At 57.9% G+C, this 23,350-nt stretch carries 24 protein-coding genes and 1 pseudogene; 17 read left to right on the top strand and 8 right to left on the bottom strand.

Annotation, left to right across the window (positions count from 1 at the left end; translation table 11 throughout):
* Positions 1–80: 80 nt before the first annotated feature.
* Positions 81–614, top strand: a complete 534-nt coding sequence (gene copI, locus JJD74_RS21530; protein WP_042560147.1) for a copper-resistant cuproprotein CopI — start codon at positions 81–83, stop codon at positions 612–614.
* 61 nt (positions 615–675) lie between these two features.
* Positions 676–1,506 carry an NADPH-dependent 7-cyano-7-deazaguanine reductase QueF gene (gene queF / locus JJD74_RS21525; RefSeq protein ID WP_042560146.1) on the top strand — a complete coding sequence of 277 codons (831 nt, stop codon included), beginning with the start codon at positions 676–678 and terminating at the stop codon, positions 1,504–1,506.
* A gap of 26 nt (positions 1,507–1,532) precedes the next feature.
* Here queF and JJD74_RS30910 read toward each other — a convergent pair.
* The 3 genes and pseudogenes from JJD74_RS30910 to JJD74_RS21515 all read right to left on the bottom strand — a co-directional run.
* Positions 1,533–1,646 (bottom strand): annotated as a pseudogene (locus JJD74_RS30910) (metal ABC transporter ATP-binding protein); the annotation flags it as partial.
* A 47-nt stretch (positions 1,647–1,693) separates the two neighbouring features.
* Positions 1,694–1,957, bottom strand: coding sequence for a DUF4404 family protein (locus JJD74_RS21520; protein ID WP_042560145.1), 264 nt, complete (start codon positions 1,955–1,957; stop codon positions 1,694–1,696).
* 109 nt (positions 1,958–2,066) lie between these two features.
* On the bottom strand, positions 2,067–2,687 hold the full coding sequence (locus JJD74_RS21515; RefSeq protein WP_200616761.1) for an HAD family phosphatase: 621 nt from the start codon (positions 2,685–2,687) through the stop codon (positions 2,067–2,069).
* A gap of 198 nt (positions 2,688–2,885) precedes the next feature.
* On the opposite strand from JJD74_RS21515, the gene JJD74_RS21510 reads away from it, so the two are divergent.
* Positions 2,886–3,575: an MlaA family lipoprotein gene (locus tag JJD74_RS21510; RefSeq protein ID WP_042560143.1), complete on the top strand. Its 690-nt coding sequence runs from the start codon at positions 2,886–2,888 to the stop codon at positions 3,573–3,575.
* Positions 3,576–3,628: 53 nt separating this feature from the next.
* Here the strand turns inward: JJD74_RS21510 and JJD74_RS21505 are convergent, their stop codons facing one another.
* On the bottom strand, positions 3,629–3,928 hold the full coding sequence (locus JJD74_RS21505; RefSeq protein ID WP_042560142.1) for a PilZ domain-containing protein: 300 nt from the start codon (positions 3,926–3,928) through the stop codon (positions 3,629–3,631).
* A gap of 274 nt (positions 3,929–4,202) precedes the next feature.
* Between JJD74_RS21505 and rssB the strand changes: the two genes are divergently transcribed.
* Positions 4,203–5,384: a two-component system response regulator RssB gene (rssB, locus tag JJD74_RS21500; RefSeq protein WP_200616760.1), complete on the top strand. Its 1,182-nt coding sequence runs from the start codon at positions 4,203–4,205 to the stop codon at positions 5,382–5,384.
* Positions 5,384–5,866 (top strand): anti-sigma factor antagonist RssC, encoded by a 483-nt coding sequence (gene rssC / locus JJD74_RS21495; protein ID WP_042560140.1) that lies wholly within the window; start codon positions 5,384–5,386, stop codon positions 5,864–5,866. The genes rssB and rssC overlap by 1 nt, the downstream gene beginning before the upstream one ends.
* 216 nt (positions 5,867–6,082) lie before the next feature.
* On the opposite strand, the gene tal is transcribed toward rssC, so the two are convergent.
* Positions 6,083–7,009: a transaldolase gene (gene tal, locus JJD74_RS21490; protein WP_200616759.1), complete on the bottom strand. Its 927-nt coding sequence runs from the start codon at positions 7,007–7,009 to the stop codon at positions 6,083–6,085.
* A 202-nt stretch (positions 7,010–7,211) separates the two neighbouring features.
* Positions 7,212–8,174, bottom strand: coding sequence for a cellulase family glycosylhydrolase (locus JJD74_RS21485; RefSeq protein WP_115147220.1), 963 nt, complete (start codon positions 8,172–8,174; stop codon positions 7,212–7,214).
* Between the two features lie 291 nt (positions 8,175–8,465).
* Between JJD74_RS21485 and JJD74_RS21480 the strand changes: the two genes are divergently transcribed.
* The 8 genes from JJD74_RS21480 to JJD74_RS21445 all read left to right on the top strand — a co-directional run bounded on the left by JJD74_RS21480 (position 8,466) and on the right by JJD74_RS21445 (position 18,135).
* Positions 8,466–8,906, top strand: a complete 441-nt coding sequence (locus tag JJD74_RS21480; RefSeq protein WP_042560138.1) for a low molecular weight protein-tyrosine-phosphatase — start codon at positions 8,466–8,468, stop codon at positions 8,904–8,906.
* Between the two features lie 39 nt (positions 8,907–8,945).
* On the top strand, positions 8,946–11,174 hold the full coding sequence (locus JJD74_RS21475; protein ID WP_200616758.1) for a polysaccharide biosynthesis tyrosine autokinase: 2,229 nt from the start codon (positions 8,946–8,948) through the stop codon (positions 11,172–11,174).
* 36 nt (positions 11,175–11,210) lie between these two features.
* Positions 11,211–12,293: a glycosyltransferase gene (locus JJD74_RS21470; protein ID WP_200616757.1), complete on the top strand. Its 1,083-nt coding sequence runs from the start codon at positions 11,211–11,213 to the stop codon at positions 12,291–12,293.
* Positions 12,294–12,308: 15 nt separating this feature from the next.
* Positions 12,309–13,421: a polysaccharide pyruvyl transferase family protein gene (locus JJD74_RS21465; protein ID WP_047302206.1), complete on the top strand. Its 1,113-nt coding sequence runs from the start codon at positions 12,309–12,311 to the stop codon at positions 13,419–13,421.
* On the top strand, positions 13,418–14,650 hold the full coding sequence (locus tag JJD74_RS21460; protein ID WP_042560134.1) for a polysaccharide biosynthesis C-terminal domain-containing protein: 1,233 nt from the start codon (positions 13,418–13,420) through the stop codon (positions 14,648–14,650). The genes JJD74_RS21465 and JJD74_RS21460 overlap by 4 nt, the downstream gene beginning before the upstream one ends.
* Positions 14,641–15,744, top strand: coding sequence for a hypothetical protein (locus tag JJD74_RS21455; RefSeq protein ID WP_042560133.1), 1,104 nt, complete (start codon positions 14,641–14,643; stop codon positions 15,742–15,744). The genes JJD74_RS21460 and JJD74_RS21455 overlap by 10 nt, the downstream gene beginning before the upstream one ends.
* A 12-nt stretch (positions 15,745–15,756) precedes the next feature.
* The gene (locus JJD74_RS21450) at positions 15,757–16,806 is read left to right on the top strand and encodes an acyltransferase family protein (RefSeq protein WP_200616756.1); all 1,050 of its coding nucleotides are present in this window, start codon (positions 15,757–15,759) and stop codon (positions 16,804–16,806) included.
* Positions 16,807–17,004: 198 nt separating this feature from the next.
* The gene (locus JJD74_RS21445; RefSeq protein ID WP_115147224.1) at positions 17,005–18,135 is read left to right on the top strand and encodes an SGNH/GDSL hydrolase family protein; all 1,131 of its coding nucleotides are present in this window, start codon (positions 17,005–17,007) and stop codon (positions 18,133–18,135) included.
* Positions 18,136–18,299: 164 nt separating this feature from the next.
* On the opposite strand, the gene JJD74_RS21440 is transcribed toward JJD74_RS21445, so the two are convergent.
* Complete coding sequence (locus JJD74_RS21440; RefSeq protein WP_200616755.1) at positions 18,300–18,710, bottom strand: mannose-1-phosphate guanylyltransferase; 411 nt, start codon at positions 18,708–18,710, stop codon at positions 18,300–18,302.
* Positions 18,711–18,757: 47 nt separating this feature from the next.
* Positions 18,758–19,591: a UTP--glucose-1-phosphate uridylyltransferase GalU gene (gene galU / locus JJD74_RS21435; protein WP_200616754.1), complete on the bottom strand. Its 834-nt coding sequence runs from the start codon at positions 19,589–19,591 to the stop codon at positions 18,758–18,760.
* Positions 19,592–19,981: 390 nt separating this feature from the next.
* Here galU and galE point away from each other — a divergent pair, with 390 nt between their 5' ends.
* The 4 genes from galE to JJD74_RS21415 all read left to right on the top strand — a co-directional run bounded on the left by galE (position 19,982) and on the right by JJD74_RS21415 (position 23,350).
* Positions 19,982–20,998, top strand: a complete 1,017-nt coding sequence (galE, locus tag JJD74_RS21430) for a UDP-glucose 4-epimerase GalE (protein WP_200616753.1) — start codon at positions 19,982–19,984, stop codon at positions 20,996–20,998.
* Positions 20,999–21,229: 231 nt separating this feature from the next.
* Complete coding sequence (locus JJD74_RS21425; protein WP_016775457.1) at positions 21,230–21,466, top strand: hypothetical protein; 237 nt, start codon at positions 21,230–21,232, stop codon at positions 21,464–21,466.
* A 145-nt stretch (positions 21,467–21,611) separates the two neighbouring features.
* On the top strand, positions 21,612–22,673 hold the full coding sequence (locus tag JJD74_RS21420; protein WP_047302187.1) for a polysaccharide biosynthesis/export family protein: 1,062 nt from the start codon (positions 21,612–21,614) through the stop codon (positions 22,671–22,673).
* 11 nt (positions 22,674–22,684) lie between these two features.
* The gene (locus tag JJD74_RS21415) at positions 22,685–23,350 is read left to right on the top strand and encodes a YjbF family lipoprotein (protein WP_047302185.1); all 666 of its coding nucleotides are present in this window, start codon (positions 22,685–22,687) and stop codon (positions 23,348–23,350) included.

Genomic DNA, 23,350 nt, shown 5'->3' with positions numbered 1-23,350 from the left:
AATCTGCCTGTCAGGTAGATGCCAGCGCCGGCCGGCTAGAGTTTCCCACAGGCTGAACCTTATCTTGTTGGAGTACGACCATGTTTTCGCGCAAATCCCTGATGTTGACCGCTTGTTTGTTGGTATTGAGCGCGTCAGTGTCGGCCGGAGCAGGGCACACCTACGAATTCGGTCAACCGGCCACGGCAAGCAAAGCCACCCGAAGTATTGAAGTGGTGATGGGTGATATGTCGTTCGAGCCAAAGGCTATCAAGGTCGAGGCCGGTGAGACCGTTCGCTTTGTGCTGGTGAATAAAGGCCAGTTGCTGCATGAATTCAACCTCGGTGACGCGGCGATGCATGCCAGTCATCAGAAGGAAATGTTGCAGATGCAGCAGAGCGGCATGCTTACGCCTACTGGCATGAAGGAAATGTCCCACGACATGGCGGGCATGGATCACGCTGCGATGGGCCATGGCATGAAGCATGACGATCCGAACAGTGTGTTGGTCGAACCGGGTAAAACCGCTGAGTTGACCTGGACCTTCAGCAAGGCTACGGGTCTGGAGTTTGCCTGCAATATCCCCGGCCATTATCAGGCCGGTATGGTCGGCAAACTGACTGTCAGTCAGTAAGCACTCAAAGGTGCGGGCAAAGACTGGTAGAATCCGCTGATTCTTCAGTCAGGTTTCCGCCATGCATCCCGCAGCCGAACACTCGCCGCTGGGCAAATCCAGCGAATACATCGCCACCTACACACCGTCCTTGCTGTTCCCGATTCCGCGCACCGCGAAATGGGCGGAGCTGGGCCTGACCGCCGAAACCCTGCCGTATAAAGGCGTGGATTTCTGGAACTGCTTCGAACTGTCGTGGCTGCTGCCGTCAGGCAAACCGGTGGTGGCCATCGGCGAATTCAGCATTCCGGCGGATTCGCCGAATATCATCGAATCCAAGTCCTTCAAGCTGTATTTGAACTCGCTGAACCAGACGCCGTTTGCCGATAGCGCCACGCTGGAAGCGACGTTGGTCAAGGATCTGTCGGCAGCGGCCGGCAAACCGGTCGGCGTGCGGGTTCGCAGCCTGAAAGAAGTCGAAGCCGAAGGCGTCGTAGCGTTGCCGGGTGTGTGCATTGATGACCTGGAAATCAGCGTCAGCAACTATGAGCACCCGCGTCCGGAACTGCTGCGTTGCGATGATTCGCGCGTCGTCGAGGAGAGCGTGCACAGCCACCTGCTCAAGTCCAATTGCCCGGTGACCAGTCAGCCGGACTGGGGCAGTGTAGTGGTGGAATATCGCGGCGCGGCGCTGGATCACGCCAGTCTGCTGGAATACATCGTCAGCTTCCGTCAGCACTCAGACTTCCACGAGCAGTGTGTGGAGCGGATTTTCCTGGATCTGCAGCGTTTGTTGAAACCAGAAAAACTGACGGTATTTGCACGTTACGTGCGTCGCGGTGGGCTGGATATCAACCCGTACCGCAGCACCGAAAGCGCACAACTGCCGAACCACCGGCTCGTGCGTCAATAAAGATCGAGAATGTGCGATATCCAATGTGGGAGCGAGCCTGCTCGCGAATGCGGTGTGTCATTCAAGGATGATGTCGATTGACACGACGCCTTCGCGAGCAGGCTCGCTCCCACAGGGCGCTGTGTTTCAAGTCCGGAAATGAAAAAGCCCTGCCATCACTGGCAGGGCTTTTTTGTCTGGCGTGGAATCAGATCCCCATGCTGCCCAGTGTATTGATGATGTTGCGCAGGGTACCGGCAATGGCTGGGTGTTCGACCTCAAAACGTTCGACAGCCAGGTTCACGCCATCAGCGAGGCTGGCATCCTGGGTCTTGGTTTCGAGTTCAAGCTCCAGCTGAATCTGCTGCATCAGCGTACGCAGATCTTCCCGTTCGGCTTCAGTCAGCGGCGGATTCTGATCCAGCTGCTCGCGCAGGGTATCGAGCTGTTTTTGAAGTTCTTGAGCGGGCATGGTGTTTTCCTTTTTATCGAGAGGCACTGGCATTGACCGCAGCCACGCGCCAAAGGTCTATTGCTGACCTTTAGATTAATCCACTCTCGAGCACCCTGCATGATCCCGATCAGGGCTTTTCGCCTTTGAGGCGGCGCAAGCTGATGTCCGCCAGGCAGGTTTCCAGCTCGCCCAAATGATCGATCACCGAGTGCACGCCGAGGCCGAACAGCTGCATCGTCGCTTTGCCGCGCAACTGCTCCCGTTCCTTTTGGCTCAAGGCTTGCCATTCGCCCGGCGCCAGACCGCAGAGTGAACCGCAGGATGCCAGGCCGATTGTCCATAAGCCGGCATTGAGACCCGATTGCAGCAGTCGAGGCTCGCCGCTGACCAGTACGCAGCCGTCGAGGGTGCCAACGTTCAAGTCCATCAGCGCTTGCCAGCAGGCGTTGGGAGCGGGCCAGGGATTGATTGTTGCCGAATGTTGCGCAGGCTTGATCCACGCCGGTAAGGCAGCCGATAGCGGTCCCGCAATGGCTGCGGGCAGGTCGTCGATCCACGCGCAAGGAATGTGCTGGCGCTGCAGGCTCTGCAGACTTTCGAGCGCGCCCGGTGTGGTCTCGGCATGTTCGGGCAGGGCGGCGCTCTGTTGTCGGGCGCGGGCACCGAAATCCACCAGGCAACCACTGAGTCCGAACAGTATGGCGTTCAGGCCGGGCGCGGCGACGGGCAAGGTTTCGGCGTGTGACATGGCAACATCCCTGAAATATCCATGAGGCTAGAACGTGTCGATGACAGTTGCATGACGGCGGTGTGAATGGAGGTCTCGAGAAACGTCCTGCAAGTCACTGCATTCCCGGACTGCTCAAAAGGACTTTTGCGCTTATACTAGCGGCCTTACCGCCCAGGTCGAGATGCCTGTGCCAGTACAAATCCAAGGAGTTTCTCTATGCGCTTGAGCCCTTCGCTCGCTCAGCTTTGTGTATATGCCGGCCTGGTGCTGGCGCCGTTCGCCACTCAAGCGGCAACGGAAGAAGACCCTTGGGAAAGCGTCAACCGTCCGATCTTCCAGTTCAACGACTTCGTCGACACCTACGCGCTGAAGCCTTTGGCGCAGGGCTATGAATTCGTGACGCCGCAATTTGTCGAAGACGGCATCCACAACATGTTCCGCAACGTCGGTGACGTCACCAACCTGGCGAACAACATTCTGCAGGCCAAACCCGCTGCGGCTGGCGTCGACACCGCACGCCTGATCTTCAACACCACATTCGGCCTGCTTGGCTTCTTCGACGTCGGCACCCACATGGGCCTGACCCGTAGCGACGAAGACTTCGGTCAGACCCTCGGTTACTGGGGCGTGGGCAGCGGCCCGTACGTGATGCTGCCGCTGATGGGCCCGAGCACCCTGCGTGACGCACCGTCCAAGTATGTCGACGGCTTCACCGGCATGTACCGCTACATCAACGATGTGCCCGTGCGTAACTCGATATTCGGCCTGAACATCGTCGACACCCGCGCCAGCCTGCTGTCCAGCGAGAAGCTGATCAGCGGCGACAAGTACACCTTCATTCGTAACGCCTACTTGCAAAACCGCGAGTTCAAGGTGAAGGACGGCCAGGTCGAAGACGATTTTTGATCTCGACCGGTGAAAAAAGAAGGCGACCCTCGGGTCGCCTTTTTTGTGTGCGCTTATTTCATCTTCAGGATGCTCAGGCCAAGCTTTTGGCTGTCGCCCTCCTGAGCCTTGACCCAAACCACTTCGGTCTCGGCTTCAAGACCGCTGAGTGCCGAGTGCTCGGAGTCAATGCTCACGTACAAACGATCACCCACCTTGAAGCTGCGCGGTGCTTCAACCTGCATGCCGCTGCTGGAGAGGTCGATGCACACGGCCGAGACCTGATCCCCTTCATGAATCAACACGACATCGGCATCGACACGCATGCGGATGAAATCGCGCTTTTCGCTGTAGTCCCGACCGGTTTGACTCATGGTTCTGACCTTCCATTGGGTTACGGTTTGAGCAGTTCTTATAACTCTCGGTGATTTGACAAGTAAAGTCGTCAAGCGACCATCGGCGCATGCTTGAAACGCCCAGCGGATGGGAGTACCGTCTGCGCCTTAGAAGGGCACCTCTGGTGCAACCGTGTACGCAGCTAACGCGCGAAAGCGGTGCAGCAGAGAGGCTAGAAAGCGAATCCAGTAGTCTGCGCAGGGCCGTTGCCCCGCCAACTACGCCAACCTAATTCTGGCGCCGTTTGCCCACATGCCAAAAACCAGTGCCACGCTGCTGATAATCGATGATGACGAAGTAGTGCGCGCGAGCCTCGCGGCCTATTTGGAAGACAGTGGTTTCAGCGTCCTGCAGGCCAGCAACGGCCAACAGGGTCTTCAGGTATTCGAGCAAGACAAGCCCGACTTGGTCATCTGCGATCTGCGCATGCCGCAGATGGGCGGTCTCGAACTCATCCGTCAGGTCACCGAGCTGTCACCGCAAACGCCGGTGATCGTGGTTTCGGGTGCCGGCGTGATGAACGACGCGGTCGAGGCGCTGCGCCTGGGCGCGGCGGATTACCTGATCAAGCCTCTCGAAGATCTGGCTGTGCTCGAGCACTCTGTGCGCCGGGCCCTGGATCGTGCGCGCCTGCTGCTGGAAAACCAGCGCTACCGCGAGAAGCTCGAAACGGCCAACCGCGAGCTCGAAGCCAGCCTGAACCTGCTCCAGGAAGACCAGAACGCCGGTCGCCAGGTGCAGATGAACATGCTGCCGGAAAGTCCGTGGAGCATCGACGAGTTCAAGTTTGCCCACCAGATCATCCCGTCGTTGTACCTGTCGGGTGATTTTGTCGACTATTTCCGTGTCGACGAGCGCCGGGTTGCATTTTATCTGGCGGACGTATCGGGTCATGGCGCCTCTTCAGCCTTCGTCACCGTGCTGCTGAAGTTCATGACCACGCGCTTGCTGTTCGAATCCAAGCGCAACGGCACTTTGCCTGAATTCAAGCCTTCGGAAGTCCTTGGTCATATCAACCGGGGGCTGATCAGTTGTAAGCTGGGTAAACACGTCACAATGGTCGGTGGAGTCATCGACGAGGAGACCGGTTTGTTGACCTATAGCATCGGCGGCCATCTGCCGTTGCCTGTGTTGTACACGCCTGACAGTGTTCGATATCTCGAAGGGCGCGGTCTGCCGGTGGGCCTCTTCAATGAAGCCACCTACGAAGATCACGTGCTTGAGCTGCCGCCGACGTTCAGCCTGACGCTGATGTCTGACGGCATTCTGGATCTATTGCCAGAACCTACGCTCAAAGAAAAAGAAGCCGCTTTGCCTCAACGGGTGAAGTCGGCGGGCGGCAGCCTGGATGGTCTGCGGCAAGTTTTTGGATTGGCCACGCTGGGGGAGATGCCGGATGATATCGCCCTGTTGGTGTTGAGCAGGAATCTTTAATGAGTACCGGTAGAATCCAGTTCGCCGAGCAGGATGGCACCTTCGTCCTGAAGTTCGTTGGTGAAGTTCGCCTGACCCTGTGTTCGGCGTTGGATGCGACTATTGAGAAAATCTTCACCGCGCTGAATTTCAACGCGATCGTGATTGATTTGACCGAAACCCGCAGCATCGACAGCACGACATTGGGCCTGTTGGCCAAGCTGTCGATCCTGTCGCGGCAGAAGGTTGGTTTGCTGCCGACCGTGGTCACCACCCACGATGACATCACCCGTCTGCTGCAATCGATGGGCTTCGAGCAGGTGTTCAACATCGTCAATCACCCCGTGCCGTGCCCGGAGTGCCTCGATGACCTGCCGGATCAGGATCAGTCGGAAGAAGTGGTGCGGATCAAGGTGCTGGAAGCGCACAAGATCCTCATGGGCCTGAATGATTCCAATCGTGAAGCGTTTCACGATCTGGTGAATGCGCTCGAACGGCACTGATTACCTGAAGTGATGTTTGCCGGGCTGGCCTCTTCGCGAGCAGGCTCGCTCCCACAGGGTTACGGGGAGACCACAGCATTTCCATACACCCGCATATCCTGTAGGCGCGAGCTCGCTCGCGAAGGCGTCAGCTCAGACGCTACATTTTCAAGTATCTAGCCAATAAAAAAGGGCGAACCCACCAGGGTCCGCCCTTTTTGCATTTGCCGAACTAGATTACAGCTTGGCCTGCAGCAACGCCTCGAGCTTTTCCTGGTCACGGGCGAACTGACGAATGCCTTCAGCCAGTTTCTCGGTGGCCATCGCGTCTTCGTTGGACAACCAGCGGAACTGCGCTTCATTGAGGCTCAGGCGCGCTTCACCCGCGTGTCCTGGCGCCAGTTTGCGCTCCAGCTTGCCAGTGTCGGCCGCCAGTTTGTCGATCAGGTCCGGGCTGATGGTCAGGCGGTCGCAGCCAGCCAGTTGCTCGATCTGGTTGAGGTTGCGGAAGCTCGCACCCATGACCACGGTCTTGTAGTCATTGGCCTTGTAGTAGTTGTAGATGCGCGTTACGGACTGCACACCCGGATCGTCGGCGCCGGTGTAGTCGTTGCCGTTGGCCTTCTTGTACCAGTCGTAGATCCGGCCTACGAACGGCGAGATCAGGAACACACCGGCATCGGCGCAAGCTGCCGCTTGGGCGAAGGAGAACAACAAGGTCAGGTTGGTCTGAATGCCTTCCTTCTCCAGTACTTCGGCGGCACGGATGCCTTCCCAGGTCGAAGCAATCTTGATCAGCACGCGGTCACGGCCAATGCCGGCCTTGTCGTAAAGCTCGATCAGGCGATGCGCGCGTTTCAGCACGGCGTCCTTGTCGAACGACAGGCGCGCGTCCACTTCGGTGGAGATACGGCCCGGGATTACTTTGAGGATTTCCTGACCCACCGCAACGCCGAAACGGTCGCTGGCCAGGCCAACATCGCCCTTGCAGTCGCTGACGCAAGCATTCAGCAGTTCGGCATAACCAGGAATGGCCGAAGCTTTAAGCAGCAGGGAAGGGTTGGTGGTGGCGTCGACCGGTTTGACTCGGGAGATCGCTTCGAGGTCGCCGGTGTCGGCCACAACGGTGGTGAATTGTTTAAGTTGTTCCAGCTTGGAAGTCATGGGTGTGCTCTGTCCTGTGGGTCTGACGACATTACCCGAGCGCTGACAGCCACTCAAGGGCGCGTGCGTGGATCGATGGCCCCTGAGGCAACAACCTGAAAACGATTGTTTGAAAGGCGGGGCGCGGTATCGATGAATACGACGTCAAAACCCCTGACAGGTTCAAAGCAACTGACCTGCGTACAGATCAGTCGCACAGTATCTACTGCATGTTCAACTGAGTGGCGGCGGCCATTTTCGCCGGTTTCGGTTGCCCGTCTGTGGTCAGCAGGCCGAAGTTCTTCTCGCGTTCGTTACTGCCCGATGCGCTGTTGCGCCATTCGTAGATCGATGTCAGCGCAATGTTGAGCTTTTTCACATCGGCGATAAACGCGCTGACCTTGCTGGCCTGCCCGTCGATGCCGCCATTGGAGCTGAGCGCCGATACGCCCCATTCACTGATGACCCCAGGCAGATGAAAGTTTTGCTGGATAAACGACTGTGCATTGCTGATTTGCGTGGCCGTCATGCCGTACGGGTGATAGGAAATCGCGTCGAGGCATTTCGGGTACTCACTGACGATCCTGTTAAGCGCCACCGTTGACGCAGAGCCTGCGGTCGGTGCCCGGGCAAAACCGAAGCCGACCACTGGCGTGGTTTGCGCTGTGGCCTGCAACGACTTGCACACGGCGCTCATGAACGGCACGAACGTCGTAGCGAAATTGCGCGTTGGCCAGTAGGTTTCAAGGTCGGGCTCGTTCCAGATCTCGATCGCCACCAGTTGTGAACTGTAGGTTTTCTCCAGGCCTGTCAGTGCGGTGGCGAACGATTCGCCAGCCTTTGTCAGTTCACCGACGTTGTCGGGTGTCGGGGTCAACGGCTTGATCGCGCGCACGGTCAGCAATACAGGCAAACCCGCGGATTGTGCGGCTGCAAAGGCATCGCTGACCTGTTTCTGATAAGCCTTGGCGCTGAGACTGTCGCTCCATACGCCGAAGCGCACAAAACTGAAGCCTGCGGCTTTGATATGGCCAGCATCCTCGGCGGAGAAGTTCTGGATCTTGACCTGGATTCCGACGGTCTTGGCGGGGAGATTGGGAAACAGTTCGCTGGCATGAACTTGAGGTGCGGCACTGAGCGCCAACAACAGCGAGGCACTGAGGCGTTTGAGATGGGCTGATTGCATGTCTGCTCTCCAATGAGAATGACAACGGCGAATAGTTCTCTGGGCGTCTGTTGTTTGAAACTAACAATCGCGCGAAGTGCGCGAATGTTATTTTTTGTCGGAAATCATTCGCGTGAAAATCACAGTTATTTTTAGTCCGCTAATTCTGGTTGGGGGGCTTTTAAGCGCTGTGGTACTTAGTGTTCCGGTACTAACAGGGTGAATCTATTTTCTGAGTGCAGGAAGATCTAGTGGGTTCATTAAAGTTCGCTCTAGATGTTGGCAGTTTGATATTACACAGGAAAGTAAACCTTGTTCAAAAAGATCCTTGTCGTCTGCGTTGGCAATATATGCCGAAGTCCTACCGCAGAACTGTTGCTGCGTAACGCGCTGGCCCCCGGAGCAATCTCGGTGACCTCCGCAGGCCTCGCGGCACGTGTCGGAGAAGGCGTTGAAGCTTCGGCGCGGCAGGTTCTGGAAGACCACGGGCATAGCGCCGAAGGCTTCAGGGCGCGGCAACTGACCTCGGACATCGTCAATGAATCAGATCTGATTCTGGTCATGGAAAAGCAACACGTTAACCAAGTATTGAATATTGCCTCCCATGCGCGGGGCAAAGTCTTTCTGCTCGGCAAATGGCAGAGCGAACGAGAGATACAAGATCCATACCGTCAAGGCAAGGCCGCTTTTATTCATGCCCATGCATTGATTGAAGATGCTGTCAGCGCATGGGCGCAACGTCTTGTACGTTGATCAATATTCTTCAGATCAGTGAATGGTAAGAACAGACTTATGCAGTTACCGTCAGTAATCGCCAACCGTGACAACGATCAAGACAGTATTGATCTACTCGGCATATTCGGCAGTTTGATAGACCAGAAATGGTTGATCGGCGCACTCACCGGTGCCTTTATGGCTGCCGGCGTTGCCTATGCGGTGTTGGCCACGCCTGTGTACCTGGCGAACGCGCTGGTGCAGGTCGAACCGAAAAAGAACGACATGCTCGGTTTTTCCGACCTCAACAGCATGCTCGGTGGGCAATCGCCGTCGGTGACCGAAATTGGCATCATCAAGTCGCGCGCGGTGATCGGCAAAACCGTCGATGACCTGCGGTTGGATATCGATGTCACGCCTAATACCTTTCCGCTGATTGGCGGTTTTCTCGCTCGCCGTTATCGCGGCGAAACCGAGTTCAGCGTCGCGCCGCCAAAGTTCGGCATGAACAGCTATGCGTGGGGCGGCGAGCGTGTCGAGATCGCCCGGCTGGACCTGCCAAAAGAACTGCTGGGCAAAAAGCTCACGCTGATTGCCGGTGAACAACATCACTTCAAGCTGTTTGATGAAAACGACAACGTGCTGGTAGACGGTGTTGTCGGTGAAGCCTTCGCACAAGATGACGTAAAGGGGCTGATCGCCCAGCTGTCGGCCAATCCTGGCACGCAGTTCCAGGTGGTGCGCAATCCACGGATCGTGACCATCCAGAGCTATCAGGATGCGCTGGATATTTCCGAGCAGGGCAAAGAGTCGGGCATCATCCGCCTCGCGCTGGCCAGCGCCGATGCGCCTGAGGCGGTGAAGATCCTCAACAAGATCGCGGCGCTGTACGTCGAGCAGAATGTGCGCCGCACGTCTGCCGAAGCGGCGCAGAGCCTGGCTTTCCTGCAGAGCCAGCTACCGCAGGTCAAACGTGATCTGGCCAAGGCCAGTGATGCGCTCAACGCCTACCAGACGCACGGCAAGACCGTGAATATCTCGCTGGAAACCCAGTCGGTGCTCGGTCAGACCGTGGCGCTCGATACACGGATTTCCGAGCTGAAAATGCAGCAGGCGGAGATGGATCGCAAGTTCACCAAACAGCATCCGGCCTATCGCGCCTTGATGAGCCAGATCGGCGAATTGACGCAACAGCAGAGGTCGCTTGAAGGCAAGGTTCAGGATTTGCCGGCCACGCAACAGGAGCTGTTGAACCTGACCCGCGATGTTGAAGTGGCCTCGCAGATCTACACGCAATTGCTGAACAAATCCCAGGAACTGGACATCGTCCGTGCCGGCGCAGTCGGCAACGTGCGCTTGATCGACACGGCGGATGCCGACCTGACCAGCCCGGTCAAACCGAAAAAAGCCCTGATCGTGCTTATCGCAACCTTCCTCGGCGCCTTCGTCGGCGTCGCCCTGGTGTTGCTGCGCAAATCCCTCAGTCGTGGCCTGGAAGGGCCGGAGGCGATCGAGCAACTTGGCTTGCCGGTGTACGCATCGATTCCTTACAGCGCGCTGCAACAGGAAGAGGACGGCAAAAAGGGTCGCGCCCGCGATGGCGTGGACAAACCGGCGTACCTGTTGGCGTTGCGCAACCCGACGGATCTGTCCATCGAGTCGATCCGCAGCCTGCGTACCTGCCTGCACTTCGCCGGACTGGACTCGACCAACAACCGCATCATGATTTCCGGGCCGAGCCCGCAGGTCGGCAAGACGTTCGTCTCTTCCAACCTTGCCGCCGTCATGGCGCAAAGCGGTCAGCGTGTGGTGCTGATCGACGCCGACATGCGCAAAGGGCATCTGCACAAAACCCTCAACGTACCGATCGCCAATGGTTTGTCGGATCTGCTGGTCAAGCGCTGCAGCCTCGAGCAGTCGATCAAAAAAATCGAAGGCGCTGACCTGCATTTCATCAGTCGCGGGCAGGTGCCGCCCAATCCTTCCGAGCTGTTGATGCACGCCAACTTCCGCGAGTTGCTGGCAGAGCTCAGCGAGCTGTATGACGTGGTGATCATCGATACGCCGCCGCTGCTGGCGGTGACCGATGCGGCCATTGTTGGCCGTGAGGCGGGCATCAGCCTGATCGTCACGCGCTTCGGGGTGAACCCGGCCAAGGAAATCGAATTGACCATTCGCCGCTTCGCGCAGAACGGCATCGAGTTGAAAGGTGCGGTGTTCAACGGCGTCGAGAAGCGCGCGGCCAGTTACTACGGCAACGGCGGCTACGGCTATTACAACTACGAATACGCCTCCGACAAATCCTGATTTGCCGCGATTTTTCTAAATTTGGAGTGGGTGGTTGTGAAAAAAATACTGCACGTGGCTGAGACGATAAAAGGTGGCGTTGCGACGGTCATTCGCACGATTTCGACGTCGCCCGAAGACGATGCTGCCAATTACGAGCTGGTTTATCTGGTCCCGCAGGATCAGGAAAAAGAGCTGCACGGCATTGCTGCGCAGCAGATCCGCACCTTCGCCCGAACCGGGCGCAACGTGCCGTCGCTGCTGCGTTTCGCCTGGCGCCTGGCGCAGGTGATGATCAAGGAAAAACCCGATGTGGTGCATCTGCACAGCACCTTTTCCGGGGTGATCGGCCGTTGCGTTTGCGTGCTGTTGCGACCTTGGCGCAAGCCGAAAATCGTCTACTGCCCGCATGCGTTTTCGTTTCTGATGGAAAGCTCGCCGATCAAGCAGAAAGTTTATGCGTGGATCGAGCGTGTCTTGCAGAAGGTCACCGACGTGATCATCTGCGTCAGCCAGTACGAACTCGATAAAGCCGCGAGTTTCGGCATCGAGCGCAAGCGCATGCGCCTGATCTACAACGGCATTCATCGCCGGGACGAGGCGGCAAAAATCGCCAACCCCGAGCCGATTCATCTGTTGTTTGTCGGCCGCCTCGACTACCAGAAAGGTTTTGACGTGTTGCTCAAGGCCTACGCCAAGGTGCAGCGCAACGATCTGAAACTGACGGTGGTCGGCAGTGCGGTCAACGAGGACGTGGTCGAGTGCCCGCCCATGGATGGCGTTGAATATCTGCCGTGGGTCACACCGAGTGAAGTGCACGCGCTGTATCAACAAGCCGATGCGTTGATCGTCCCGAGTCGCTGGGAAGGTTTTGCCATGGTGCCGCTGGAAGGCATGGCCATGGGGCTGCCGGTGATCGCCAGTGACTGCACGTCGCTGCCCGAGCTGGTCAGCAACGAGGTGTCCGGTTACGTCTTCCCGACCGGTGATCACCAGGCGCTGGCGGACGTGCTGGCGAAAATCCAGAAGCCGCGGTTGCTCGACCTCGGCAACGAGGGCCGCAGCATTGTCCGCGAGCGTTTCAGCGCCGCGTTGATGATCCGCCAGACCTACGACCTGTATCGCGCTCCCACTTATTAAGTAGAACTCAAGCTTATGAACGTAACGATTTTGCATGGCTACAGTGCGTCCAACTCCGGTGACGGTCTTCTTGTCGATCTGGCCATTGCCCTGGTGCAGCGCAACTTTGGTGACGACACCGCGATCAGCGTTGTCGCGTCCGATCCGCAATCCTTCAGCTACCTGCCGCACCCACGTTTTGACGCGCCGGTGATGGCGGCCAAAGGGCTGGGGCGGGTCAAGCAAGCGGTGTTTCTCAATCAGTCCTACGCAGGGCTCGCCGATCTGTTGCGCAAGACTGACCTGATCGTCGGCGTCGGCGGCGGTTACATGCGCTCAAAAAGTGCGTTCGAGCACATCAAGTTGAAACTCGGCCACGCCAAGCAACTGGAAACCGCGATCCTCAGCAAAGTGCCGTCGGTGTACCTGCCGCAAAGCATCGGCCCGTTCCATGGCGAGAGCAGCAAAATCGTCGAGCATTACGCCAGCGCCGACGCGGTGTTCGTGCGCGACAATCGTTCGTCGGCGATCTTCGATGCCTGTGACAACGTCTATCGTGCGCCGGATCTGGCCGTGCAATCGTTGGCCAGCAAAATTCTGCAGCAACCCAAGTTCACCCGTTGCGCCGCGTCCCCGGCCACGGTGTGCGTCGTGCTGCGCAAGCCTCCTGAGTGGAGCAAGGAAAAGAAGGTCGCCTACGTCGCCAATCTGAAGCTGCTGCTGCAACGCCTGAAGAACAAAAGCAAAGTGGTCTGCGCCGTGCAAAGCGCTGTGCGTGGCAACGATGACGGCGCGTTCTATCGCGAACTGGGCATCAGCGAAGACTTGCTGTCGCTGAAGGCGACAATTGCCAAGTATCAGCCGGATCTGGTGATTTCCGTGCGCTTGCACGGCGCGATCGAATCGCTGCTCTCGGGCGTGCCGGCATACCACATCAGCTACGAACGCAAAGGCTTCGGCGCCTATCAGGACATGGGTGTCGAGGACTGGGTGATCAACGGCGGCGACATCAATGTCGACACCATCATCAACACGGTTTACGCGCCGAACGCGCTGTCGAATTTCGGTAAACGCCTGACCGACACCTGCCGCGAGATCGAGGCAAAAACCGTGGCCATGGACGAGATCATCAAAGGGATCGTTCGATGATATTTCGGCTACTGCTTCGCGGCGGAGCCTTGGGCGCGAAGTTTTTGCTGGTGCTGGCGATCACTCATTATCTCGGTTATGAGGCATTGGGCTTTTACGGCGTGGTGGTCGCGGCATCGTTGATTGCCTCGAAGTTCTACAGCGTCGGCTTCAGTTCGGAAATCAATCGGCTGATCAGTGTCGGCGGCAGTTCGCGCCGGGTCGTCGATAAGGTTTTGCTGCTGTATCTGGCGGTGGGGCTGGTGTTATCGGTGGTGACAGTGCTGATTTACTCACTGTTCCAGGCTGTCGAGGCGCCGATGGCGCTGATCCTCTGCGTAACCCTGGTGTTGCTCACCGAACACCTGTCGTTCGAAATCAACTCGTTCGTGTTTTCCGCGCAGAAAGCCACTGCGGGCGCGCTGCTGTTTTTCATCAAGACTGGCCTGTGGGCGTTGTTGGCGGTGGGCGGGATGATGCTCGGCTGGGTGTCGGGCATTACCAGTGTGTTGTGGCTGTGGGTGGTCGCCAACGTGCTGGTGATCATCGCCGGCTACCTGATTGTGGTGAACGTGCATCGGGGACGAGAAGCCGGAACGCTGGCCACCGCGACTGTGTGGAAGGCCGGGTTGCCGTTCTACCTCGGCACCGGTCTGATCGCGTTGAGTCAGTACGCCGAGCGCTTTCTGATCATCGACCTCGAACCCTACGCCAGCCTCGGTAAATACGTGTACGCGTGGTCGGCGGCCAACACTTTGCAAGCGTTGTCCTACGCGGTGGTGGCGGTGGTCGGCATTCCGGTGTTGGCCAAACGTTTTCAGGCCGATCAGCAAGCGTTCACGGTCAGGCAATTGTTCGTCAACAAATGGGTCATGCGCTCACTGGCGGTGTCCGCTGTAGTAGCGGTGGCGATTTATCTGTTCTTCAACGTGGTGCTCGATTACGTCGCGACCAGCGTGCCACGTCCGGACAACGCGATCCTCGCTGTGCTGATCTTCTCTTTCGCCTTGCGCGCGATTGGCGACATCGTCTGGGGCGGTTTGATTGCCTCGAAAAACAGTCGCGTTTCACTCGCCAGCGCGGCGATCTGCCTGTTGGTTTCGGTGCCGGTCAGCTACCTGCTGATCAAGCACTATTCGATCTATGGCGCGGCGTGGGGCAACGTCTTTGCGGTCATCGTGCAGCTTGGCGTGATTGCCGTGTTGACCCGTGTGACCGGCGTGAAGAAGGCCGCTGTGTCATGGGCCTGAAGCTGCCGTGCATCGAGTTTCGTGGCAAGAAACTTGATTCGTACGTGTCGTTCCTGATCCTCTTCACAGGCCTGTTTCTGTCGGTGGCCATGCCGCTGCTGGTCCCTCGCGCGCCCGGGCCGGATGCCATGACGTTATGGTCGTCCTATGCACGCGCCGACAACTGCAATTTCTGGAACCCGTTCTCGCCGGATCGCTCCTCCTACGAGTGTTCGGCGTTCCTGCTGCGGCCCACCGGGATCAACCTGACCAATGCCTGGGCCTACGGCATGTTCTGCAACTTCTTCCTCACGGCGATTCCGGTGGTGGTGTTTCGGCGCATGCCGCTGGCGATCTTCGGCACCCTGTGTCTGTGGGGCATCGTCCGCTCGTTTTTTCTGGAAAACCTGACCAAGGAAATCATCGTCTCGGTGGCGGTGCTGAGCATTTTGCTCAGCTCGTTGACGCGTAAATATCGCGGCGGGTTTTTCCTGTCGGCGGTGATCTACGGCGTATTGATCCGGCCTTACTGGATACTGTTTTCGCTGTCCTGGGTCGGCGTCTGTGTGATGAAGAAGTATGTGTCGCGCATGACCTTTTTCCTGATGCTGTTCATGTTCTATCTGGCGGTTGCCATGGCGATTCAGTTGGCGCTCGGGTTTCCGGTGTCGTCGATTCGCGCGAGTAACAACGAATTGCGCACGGCGGGGGAGGAGGGCTCGAAATCGTTGATCGTGTCGTGGCTCAGCGGCAGTGACTTCGTCTCGCAAGCGCTGGACTCGATGATCATCTTCTTCCGGTTGTCGTTCCCCGTGGAGCTGATTCTGCTGTCCGGGCCGGGTCAGGCGATCTTCGTTGCCTTGATGATCATGACCGCGCTGCTGCTGTTCAAAGTCATCACCTCCACCGATTACAAGGGCACACCGATCCAGACCAAACCCAAGGAACTGATCGCGATTCCGCTGGCGTTTTTGCTGGTGCAGGGTTTGTTCGAACCGGACTTCGGCTCCTTCGCCCGGCACTTCTCGATGGTCGTGCCAGTGCTGTTCGTGGGCCTGGGATTGATGCTGCGCGCGAACAAACCGGTGCAGGTTGAATCAAGAATTCTGAATTGAGGCAGGTGCTTTATGTCGAGCAAAAAAAAGTCCCTGGAGATCGAAACCCTGCGCGGCCTGGCGTGCCTGCTGCTGGTGCTTTATCACGTCATCGGCCCGTTGGGCGGCGGCTTGAAGATCGATCTGGGCTCACCGTTTCGAGTGCTCGCCGACTCGATGGTGTACGTGCGCATGCCGCTGTTCACCTTCATTTCCGGCTACATCTACTCGATTTACAAAATCCGCGGGAATGACTTTTCCACGTTCTTCACCGGCAAGGTTCGGCGGCTGATCGTGCCGCTGTTTTGCGTGGGCGTGCCGTTCTCGGTGCTGCAAGCGGTCGGCCCTGGGGTGAACAAGGATGTCGGTGTGATCGACGCGTTGTTGTCGTTCTGGGTGCCGATCAACCACTTCTGGTTCTTGCAGGCGGTGTTCATCATTTTCATGTTCGTCGGCTTGCTGGAGTGGCGTGGTCTGCTGCGTTCGCCCACGCGCCTGTATCTGCTGTTTGCCTTTGCCGCAGCGATATTTCTGCTGCCACCGTTCACGTTCGACGCGTTCGGCATCAACGGCGCAATCTACCTGCTGCCGTTTTTCGTGGCGGGGATGATCGGCCAAGAGAGCGTCGACGCGTTGAGGCAGCGATTCAAGATGATCGGGCCGTTGGTGTTTGTGCTGATCTCGCTGACGCTGTTGTATGTCGCGGCGGTGGATCGCGAGCTGATTGTTGATCGCCGTAGTGTGATTGGTCTGACGGTGGGTTGCGTGTCCTGTTTCGCGCTGCTGTCGAGCGATATGCGCTCGAAGTGGCTGACCTGGCTGGGCGGTTATTCCTATGCGATTTTCCTCTTCCATGTTCTGTTTGCCGCCACTTCGCGGTTTGTCCTGGGACGTTTGGGCGTGAAGGATGAGAGCGTGCTGGTGCTCGGCGGCGTGGCGTGCGGGTTGCTTGGACCTGTGGTGTTGTCGATGGTTTTCAGTCGTTTCAACGTGACCTCGGTGCTGTTTCTGGGGGAGCGGGCGGCAAGCAAAAAACCACTGGTACCCATCCCCCCGGTGGTGCCAACCCAATCATCCCTGTAAGTCACACCATCCCTGTGTGAGCTGGCTTGCCAGCGATGGCGGTGGATCAGGTAATGAATCTGTGCCTGACTCGGCCCCATCGCTGGCAAGCCAGCTCCCACAGGTTTATTGGTATGCACAGATTTAATGGATGACCACAAACCCTGTGTGAGCGAGCTTGCTCGCGAAGGGGCCGTAACTGAATGAAGGAATTTATGCATGTTGGCAGTTGATGACGCTCAGCCGGTTGCGGCCGCGGTGGTTGAGGTGGGGGATGCGCGCGAGCGCTTTGCCCAGTGGCGTGAAGGCAAGGCCGGCAAGGTGCTGGCCGTTTCGGTGATCGGCGACAGCTACAGCGCCGGACAGGATTTCTATCTGAACAAACTGGTGCAGCGGGTGGCCGGGGAGGTGGGTTTTGCCGGGCCTGGCTACGTCGGTTTCAACCACGGCGCGGCGCTGGGCGGCACACACTTCAAATACACCCGCAGCAGCGAGAAGTATTTCGGCGGCGACTGGAAGGTCTCCGGGCTTGGCCAGGCCAGCCCCGATAGCCGAACGGTGACAGGGCGGCCCGGTGCATGGTTGCAGGTCGATGCCAGCCCGACACCGGCGATCAACACCGTCGTCACTCAAGCGAAATTACTTTATCTGGGCAACGGTGAGTCCAGTGAGATCCGCTATCGCTGGACGCCATCGCAAGACTGGAAACCCTTGAAGCTCGCTGGTTCCGGCGTACAAGAGGTGCCATTGCCTGACACGCCGACAGCGGCGGATTGGGCGTTCCGTCTCGAAGTGGTGAACGGCGCGCCAACCCTGTTCGGCTTGTGGATGAGCAACGATCAGGGCGGCGTGCGGGTGTCCAAACTGGCGGCCTCCGGTGCGGCATCCGCTGACTTCTACCACAGCGATCCGAAGTGGCAGACACAATGGAAAGCGGCCGTGTCGAAGATTCCTGCCGACGTTTATCTGATCATGCTCGGTGGCAACGATCAGGGCTTTGGCGTGAAGCCGCAGACGTATTTGCACAATGTGCAGGGGCTGGTGGCAATGATCCGCGAGATTCAGCCAGCGGCGAGCATCAACCTGATCATGCGTCAGGACACCACGCGCTCCAGTGCCTATCCGATGTCGGCTTATGCGCAGGTTTTGCAGCCTTGGGCTCAGTCCCAGCATCTGGGGTACGCCAATCTGCAATGCGCGTTCGGCAGCGACGTCAAACGCTACGCGGCGGCGATGATCGGCCCGGACAAGATTCATCCGGTGCCGGCCACGGGCGGCAAGGTGATTGCCGATTATTTCTATGGCTGGATCACTGGTGCCAAGGACGGTTGCGCCGCTTCCCCACTTTGATCGTTCCCCTGTCCTGCGTGTGAAGGCATGAAAACGCATACCCCTGTAGGAGCTGCCGAAGGCTGCGATCTTTTGACTTTGTTTTCCAAGATCAAAAGATCGCAGCCTTCGGCAGCTCCTACAGAGATAACCGGGATTTACGATCCACAGGTCAACGTTGGGGCTTACGCTTTTTCGAAGGCGTCCAGTTGACTCAACAACTCCGCAAGCTTCTGCGGCATCAACCGCGTATCACAACGCGTCTCCACGTTGATGATGATCGCCGGGTCGTTGCAGCAGATGCGCACCCGGAAGCGCCAGTCGCTGAAAATCACTTTCAGGCCGTCGTGGTCATCGATTTCCAGCGCCTGCTCGCCATAGAGCTTTTTCAGGTGAGCGAGCAGGGGATAGGGATCGGCCAGTGGCCGGCGAATGTCGCCGGAGGACGGAAACATGCCGATGCGCTCCACCAGCAAAATGGTGCCCAGCCAGGACTCGTTGGCGCTGGGCAACGGCTGCTGACGCGACAACCAACCGACCACCCCGAGGTTGCCCACCTCACGTTCAATGTCTGCCGAATGTTGTGCAATGTTCATAGAGGCCTGCCTGAAATGATAAGTGGGCGGTGGGTGCGTGGGCTGTCTCAGCGACCCTTGAGGTAGACGTTTTCGTAGCAGAAGTTGGTCGCTTGCAGGTAACCCTCGGCGTCGCCGCAGTCGAAGCGCAGGCCTTTGAACTTGTAGGCCAGTACGCAACCGTTTTGCGCCTGTTTCATCAGGGCGTCGGTGATCTGGATCTCGCCGCCCTTGCCCGGCTGGGTGTCGGCGATCAGGTCGAAAATGTCGGGCGTCAGGATGTAGCGACCGATGATCGCCAGGTTCGAAGGCGCATCCTGCGGCGCCGGTTTTTCGACCATGTTGTTGACCCGATAAATGCCATCGGAAATCAGCTCGCCGGCAATCACGCCGTACTTGTGCGTCTGATCGGCCGGGACTTCCTGGATCGCTACGATCGAGCAGCGGAATTTCTTGTAGAGCTGGATCATCTGCGTGAGCACGCCATCACCTTCCAGGTTTAGGCACAGGTCATCGGCCAGGACCACGGCGAATGGCTCGTCGCCGATCAACGGACGACCGCTGAGAATCGCGTGGCCCAGGCCTTTCATTTCTACCTGGCGCGTGTAGGAGAAGGTGCAGGTGTCGATCAGCTCGCGGGTGCCGGCAAGGAACTTATCTTTCTCGGTGCCGCGGATCTGGTGTTCAAGTTCGTAGCTGATATCGAAATGATCTTCCAGCGCACGCTTGCCCCGGCCGGTGACGATGGCCATGTGTTGCAAGCCAGCGTCTCGCGCTTCTTCAACGGCGTACTCGATCAACGGCTTGTTGACGATCGGCAGCATCTCTTTCGGCATGGCTTTGGTGGCTGGCAAGAAACGCGTGCCATATCCGGCAGCGGGAAACAAACATTTACGAATCATAAAAGTATCCTGGACAGTCATGGAACACAGCCAACGGGTGCGCGCACTAACGAAGGAGTGCAAGTTTCAATAGTTATTGAACGACTGCTTTAATACCTGAGTCAGGTTATTAATAGCAATTGAATGCGCCGGTAAATCGCAACAATGTTATGAGATGTCGGATGGCGCGTTATTAGTTATTTTTAGTCGGTATCTGTTGATAGTGATGAGTGCACTTGCAGTGCTAATAAGTACCGGGCAATACAGTGTGACCTGCAAAAATATTTATTGCCAGTCATTGAACTAGTTTTGTTTTCGGTTGTTGTCGCCTGGTTTGTGTGGATTGCGACACATCTCCACAACAACAGGCTTGACACGCTACTTGTTACTTATCCAATCACGGACCGCGCTATGAAGATTCTGGTAACCGGTGGCGCCGGCTATATCGGCTCGCACACCACACTTGCGCTGCTTGAAGCAGGTTATGAAGTTGTCGTGCTGGATAATCTTTGCAACAGCAGCGATGCGGCACTGCATGCGGTGGAGGCGATCTGCGGCAAGAGTGCGCAGATGATTCGCGGTGATGTCTGCGATCGGGCGCTGCTTGACCGGATATTCAACGAGCATGCCATCGACGGCGTGCTGCATTTCGCCGGTCTCAAAGCGGTCGGCGAGAGCGTGCGCAAGCCGCTTGAGTATTACGAGAACAACGTCAGCGGCAGCATCACGTTGTGTCAGGCGATGGCGGCGGCTGGGGTGTTTCGCCTGGTGTTCAGCTCATCGGCCACGGTCTACGGCGAGCCGGCGCAGATGCCGATCCGCGAAGACTTTCCGACCGGTACCCCGACCAATCCCTACGGGCAATCCAAGCTGATCGTCGAAAACGTCCTGCGTGATCTGTGCCAGTCCGAGCCGCGCTGGAGCATCGCCTTGCTGCGTTACTTCAACCCGATCGGCGCGCACCACAGCGGCCATATGGGTGAAGACCCGAACGGCATTCCCAACAACCTGCTGCCTTATATCAGCCAGGTCGCGGTGGGCAGCCTGCAAGAGTTGTCGATTTTTGGCGACGATTACCCCACGGTCGATGGCACCGGAGTGCGTGACTACATCCATGTGGTCGACCTGGCCGACGGGCATTTGAAAGCCTTGCAGTCGATTTCCGGACGCAGCGGCATTCATACCTGGAACCTCGGCACAGGCGATGGCTACAGCGTGTTGCAAGTGTTACGTGCTTTTGAGCAGGCCTGCGGACAACCCGTGCCATATCGGGTGATGCCGCGACGTTCGGGGGATATCGCCGAGAGTTGGGCCGACGCGTCCAAAGCTGCGCAAGAGCTGGGCTGGAAAGCCAGGCGTAACTTGCAGGACATGGTCACCGACACGTGGCGCTGGCAATCGAACCATCCGAAGGGCTATCTCCGATAATGTCGTTTTGATGCCCAATGTTAGTTTCGGTCAGGTGTTAGATATCGTCGGGAAAATACGCTGGAAATGCCTTTTGCAAGTCCGTAGATATAAACCTGCCGTTCGACTTTTATCAGTTGCGTAAGACTGTGAAAGAACAACGGATCTTGTTCGCATTTTTCGCGGACTTGAACTCTACCACCTCTAGCACCGGCCGGTTTTTAACAGGTCGAATGTTAGAAAGGAGTTGATATGAAGAAAGTGATGGCAGTTGCCCTGTTGACGATGTTGAGCAACTGGGCTGCCGCAGCTGAAGCGCCGCTTACTGCGGTGACCAATGTGGGCGGTAGTGTAGCGGCTTCGCAAGCCCCTGCAGCCAGTACTGCAATGGTCGCCAGTGCAGTAGCGGCGTCCAACAGCGGTGGCAGTGCCAACGGCGGTACCACCGGTACGACGGGTACCACCGGTACAACCGGCACGCATAACTAACAGCGGTTTTTGTTAGTGCAGTACAGGGTCGCCCGACGCAAGTCGGGTGACTTCTTTTTTTAGATCCGCCCTTGAATAGCGTAGTGCCATTATGACTCGTAGTTTTTCTCTTTTAATGTTGGCAAGTCTCGCTTTACAAGGTTGCATGTTTTCCCCCGGCCAGTACCTGAGCACCAGCGACATCACCCGCCAGGGTGCCAGTGAGAGCAGTCGGGTCGAGCTGATTCCGATCACGCCCAAGCTGATCTCCACCACCCGCGCCACGCAAAAGCGCACGTCGCTGCCGCCGGAGTTATTGACGACCCCGGCCGAGTACCGCATCGGCAATAACGATGTCTTGTACATCACGGTCTGGGATCACCCCGAGCTGACAGCGCCGTCCGGTGCGCAGCAACAGATCGATGCCAACGGCCGTCTGGTGCGTTCCGATGGCACGCTGTATTACCCGTTTATCAAGGAAGTCCAGGCCACCGGCCGGACCATCCAGCAACTGCGCGCAGACATCGAACAACGGCTGTCGGCGTTCATCGCCGAGCCGCAGGTGGACGTCGCCGTGTTGCGTTTCGCCAGCCAGAAAGTGGTGGTCACCGGCGCGGTTACGAAGGCCGGCCCGCAGGCGATTTCGACCAATCCGCTGAGCGTGGTCGAAGCGCTGGGTTCGGCCGGCATCGATACCAGCAACGCGGACTTGTCCGGCCTGCTGCTGACGCGTAACGGGCGGGTGTATCCGCTCAATCTCGACTCGCTCAACCAGCATGATTCCGAGTTGCAAGGCGTGTACCTCAAGGGCGGCGATCAGTTGTACCTGCCGTACAACGACAACAAGCGAATTTACGTCATGGGTGAGGTCAACCAGCCACGCGCATTGAGCTTCAAGACGGCGACGATGAACCTCTCCGATGTGCTCGGTTCGGTCGGCGGCTTGAGCCAGACCACCTCCAACGGCAACGCGGTTTACGTCATTCGCGGCGTAGAGAACCTCGACGTCGAGCCGGCGAAAATCTACCAGTTGAATGCCCAGTCGCCGACCGCCATGGCGCTCGCCACGCATTTCGAAGTGCGCCCGCAGGATGTCGTTTATGTCGGCCCTGCGAACGTGACGCGCTGGAACCGCTTCATCAGCCAATTGGTGCCGTCGGCGTCGATTGTCGGATCCGGGGCTTCCGCTGCGAAGAACTGGAGCGAATTCAGTAACAACAGCAAATAAGGCCGCCGACTGTGAACACGTTGAAAGTGGGTGTCTGCCTGATGGCGGCCCTGTTGTTGTGCGGCTGTAACCCACTGATGAGCGCGTCGCTGAACAACCTCAAATCGGCGGTGATCGGCCCTGACGAAGTGGACGTGACGCCGGCCCAGGTGGCCGAGGTCAGCTATCCGCAACTCAAGTTGACCACGCCGTCCGGCTCCGGGGTGCTGGCGTTGGTGCGTGAGCGTGAAGACCTGCAGTTCTGGGTCGCCTCCGGCAAGCAAGTGCTGCTGCTGCGCGATGGCCTCGCCGTGCGCAGCATTGGTCTGGGCCTTGAGGGCGATCTCGACGGCACGCGTCTGGCGGATGACTCGCCGTTCAAATCAGGCCTGCATCAAGTCGCCGATGGCTTTACCACGCGGCGCTGGATCGACCTCTACAAGGGCCAGGAAGTGGGGGTGATCGTCAACAGTCGCTTCACCCGCCGCTCGACGGAAACCCTCGACATTCTTGACAAGGAATACACCGTGCTACGTGTCGATGAGCACATTGACGCTCCGGCCATCGGCCTGAGTGCGACCAATCGTTATTGGGTCGATCCGCGTGACGGTTTCATCTTCAAGAGTGAGCAGCAACTGACCTCGCAACTGCGCGTCAGAATCGTGCAACTGACACCTGATCGCAGGCATCTGCCGTGA

Origin of the sequence: Pseudomonas sp. MF6776 (genome assembly GCF_016613125.1) — a bacterium.
In the GTDB taxonomy this organism is placed as follows: Bacteria; Pseudomonadota; Gammaproteobacteria; order Pseudomonadales; family Pseudomonadaceae; genus Aquipseudomonas; species Aquipseudomonas iridis.
This window is presented reverse-complemented; position numbering and strand designations above follow the sequence as displayed.